The sequence below is a fragment of the Streptomyces torulosus genome (assembly GCF_001419765.1).
Taxonomy (GTDB): Bacteria; Actinomycetota; Actinomycetes; order Streptomycetales; family Streptomycetaceae; genus Streptomyces; species Streptomyces torulosus.
The window spans coordinates 1-3,379 of the sequence record NZ_LIRK01000659.1 but is presented as its reverse complement, the minus strand read 5'-3'; the positions used below and the strand labels follow the sequence as shown (position 1 = coordinate 3,379).

The 3,379-nt window shown below is 74.7% G+C and carries 3 protein-coding genes; all 3 read right to left on the bottom strand.

The window, feature by feature from the left end; genetic code table 11:
* Nucleotides 1–100: 100 nt before the first annotated feature.
* The 3 genes from AOK23_RS36750 to AOK23_RS36740 all read right to left on the bottom strand — a co-directional run bounded on the left by AOK23_RS36750 (nt 101) and on the right by AOK23_RS36740 (nt 3,277).
* A complete protein-coding gene (locus AOK23_RS36750; RefSeq protein WP_055716839.1) occupies nt 101–514 on the bottom strand; it encodes a hypothetical protein in 414 nt (137 codons plus the stop codon).
* Nucleotides 515–665: 151 nt separating this feature from the next.
* Entirely contained in the window at nt 666–1,322 is a 657-nt protein-coding gene (locus AOK23_RS36745; RefSeq protein WP_055716838.1) for a response regulator transcription factor, read from the bottom strand.
* Complete coding sequence (locus AOK23_RS36740; protein ID WP_157878259.1) at nt 1,319–3,277, bottom strand: sensor histidine kinase; 1,959 nt, start codon at nt 3,275–3,277, stop codon at nt 1,319–1,321. Before AOK23_RS36740 ends, AOK23_RS36745 begins: the two co-directional genes overlap by 4 nt.
* Nucleotides 3,278–3,379 lie beyond the last annotated feature (102 nt).

Below are 3,379 nucleotides of genomic sequence, written 5' to 3'. Positions count from 1 at the left end.
GGCCCGCCGGTACCGCCGGAACCGTCCCCCGTGGCGGTTCCGACGGTTTCCGGCGGTACCGGCGGGCCGTGGTCGACGGCCGCGGGTCCGGGCGCCGGCGTCAGGGCAGGACGTTGACCGTGCCGATGTTGACGTAGCCGCCCAGCGCGGCCGAGCCGCCGGCCGGGGTGCGGTAGCCGAGGGAGGCGATCAGCGCGTAGGTGCTGCCGGGCTTGAGGTCGGTGAGCGTGGTCTGCTGGGAGTACCCGTCGGCACCCGTGTGCTGCAGCAGTTGCGGCGGGGTCGTGAAGTCGTGGGTGCCGCCGATCTGGTCGACACTCACGTGCACGGACCAGGCGCCTCCGATCAGCGGGACCAGGAAACCGGTCAGGTGCCACTCGGTCTGCACCTTGATCGCGGCACCGTTCTTGACGACGTCGACGGGGCTGCCGTCCGGGTCGAGAACGACCGCGCTGATCCGGCCGTCGAGCGCGGTGGTCGGCACGGGAAGGGACTGGAAGGTTCCGGAGGTCATGTCTGCTCCTTGTGCTGGGCTGTCGTTTGACCTCCTCACCATGCGCGGACCGGCCGGGGGCCGTCGTGAGGCAGGAGTCCCGAGGCGGCCGGGCCCCGCTGCCCGTGCCGACCGGGACACGCCGGCCGGGGCACGCCGGCCGGGCGGCGGGTCAGTCGCCGAGTCCGGCGTCGCGGGCCTTGGCCACGGTCGCCGCCCGGGTGGTGGTGCCGAGTTTGTTCATGATGGCGGACACATGGTTGCGGACGGTCTTCTCCGCGAGGTACATGGCGCGGGCGATCTGATGGTTGCCCTGGCCGCGGGCCACGAGTTCGAGGATCTCCCGTTCCCTGCCGGTGAGTTGGGGGAAGACCTGGGTGGCGTACGCGCGCTGCGACTGGGTGAAGAAGGCGCTGATGCGCTGGGCGACGGCCCGGCCGTAGACGGCGTTGCCGGACGCGACGGCCAGTACGGCGCGGACGATCTCGGTACGGTCGGCTCCCTTGAGGAGGTAGCCGCGGGCTCCGGCGCGCAGGGCTCCCATGAGGGTCTGGTCGTCCTCGTGCATGGTGAGCACGAGGACGGCGAGGTCGGGCTGTGCGGTGAGGAGTTCGCGGATGGCCGCGGTGCCGTCGAGGCGGGGCATGGCCAGGTCGGTGAGGACGACGTCCGGTTGGGTGCGTTCGACGGCGGCCAGGAGTTCGCGGCCGTCGGCGGCTTCGGCGACGATGTCGACGCCCTGTTCCCCGGCGAGGGCGGCGACGAGACCGAAGCGGTACATGGGGTGGTCGTCGGCGACGACGACGCGGACGGCGGTCGCTGTGGTCATGGTGCCTCCAGGGGCAGCACGGCGGTGAGCACGGTTCCGCGGGCGCCCGGCCGGACGGTCAGGCTGCCGCCCCGGGCCTCGGCGCGGCGGCGCATCGAGGTCAGTCCCACTCCGGGGACGAGCCGGGGCGGCAGGCCCCGGCCGTCGTCGGTGACCGTGATGTGCAGGGTGTCGTCGCTGACGGTCAGGTGGACGTCGGCACGGTCCGCGTCCGCGTGGCGGGCGACATTGGTCAGTGCCTCGGTGACGATGCGGCACGCGGAGCTCTCGACGGCGGGTGGCAGGGGCGGCAGTTCGGGGGCCGTGATGTCGATGGTGACCGCGGGGGTGAGGGTGCGCGCGTGTCTGCGGGTGGCCTCCAGGAGACTCATGCGGTCCAGGGCGTCCGGGCGCAGGTCGTCGATGATGCGCCGGATCTCGCCCACCGCGCCGGGCACTTCGTCGCGCATGCGGTCCAGCAGGAGGCGGGCGGCGGCGATGTCACCGCGGTCCAGGCTGTCGGCGGTGGCCTGGAGGCCGAGGCCCATGCCGGCCAGGGACGGGCCGAGACCGTCGTGGAGGTCCTGCCGGAGCCGGTCGCGTTCGAGTCGGGTCGCCTCGATGACCTGGTCGCGGTGGGCGGCGACCAGATCGGTGAGTTCGAGGGCGCGGGCGATCACGGCGACCTGCTGCGCCAGGGCCTCCAGCAGCCGCAGGTCGTCCCGCCCGTACGGCTCGCCGGGCGCGCGGTCGGCGACGGTGAGCGTGCCGAGGGGCCGGCCGGCCAGCCTCAGCGGCAGGGTGAGGCCCGGTGGCGGTGGGGGGCCGGCGGTGGCGCGGACGGCTCCGTCCGGGCCGGTGAGACGGACCGAGGGGGCCCGGACCGCGTGCCGGACCACGTCAAGCGCGCCGGGCAGCAGTTCCTCCTCGTCCCCGTACGCCACGCGGTCGCCGAGGCGGGCCAGGGCCCGCAGGGGGTCACGGCGGGCGCCGTAGATCCACCAGTCCACCGCCTGCTGGAGCCGGTCCCGGGCCGGTGTCAGGGCGACGGCGACCACCGCGGCGGCCAGGACGCCCGGCAGGGGGCTCGGTTCCCAGAGCGTGCCGATCACGGCGGTCGTGAGGAGGTACAGGGCGGCCACCACGGTCGTCAGGAGCCCGTAGACCAGCCCGCGACGCAGGACGGCCTCGATGCCCAGCATGCGGTAGCGGAGCACCCCGACGGCCACGGCCACGGGAACGAGGACGGCCAGAGCCGCCCGGACGAGCGGGCCGGCGAAGAACGAGGTGCCCATGACGACGGTCAGGACGGACAGCATCCACGCCAACTGCTGGCGTTCGGGCGGCTCGGAGCGGACCAGGCGGCGCAGCGCGTGCGCGGTGACGGCCAGCGCGCTCAGGCCGATCAGCAGGAGGCAGAGGGCGATCAGGGGGCCGAGTACGGCGGCGGGCAGGGCCACCGGTGGCGTGCGGCCGGGGACGATGTCGTCGTAGGCGTCGGGGTCGAACACGGCGGCGAGGGTCAGCGCGCCGATGCCGACAGCCGCGGCGGCGACGGTCCACCGCAGCCACCTCGCGTCGAGGCGCCCGCCCGGGTACAGCGCCAGGACGACGGTGGGGAGCGCGAACAGGGACGGGACGTGCGCGCCGCCCGCCACGGCGGCCACGGCGGCGGCGCCCGGCCAGTCGCGGTCGGCGGTGGCACCGTGGCTGCCGTACGCGGCGAGGCCGAGCTGCCAGGCGCCGGATCCTCCGATGAGCAGGAACAGCCAGCCGAGCGGGTTACGGGGGCGCAGCACGGTCAGTACCGCGCCGGCGGCCGCCCAGGACACCAACGCCGAGCCCATCAGGACGACTTCGGCGACGGGCTGCTCCTGACCGGGGACGGCGTGCAGCGCGGCCCGCGCCCATCCGGCGAGCGCCACCGCGATGACACTGGTCAGCACGACCGACCACACGACCACGCGCACAGGCACACCCCATTCTCCGGTCGCCGCCGCCCGGACGACAGCGTTCCGGCGCCGCTCTCTCGGTGGCGTCGGGGCGGACCGTGCCGGGTGCGGCTCGCCGCCGCCGGG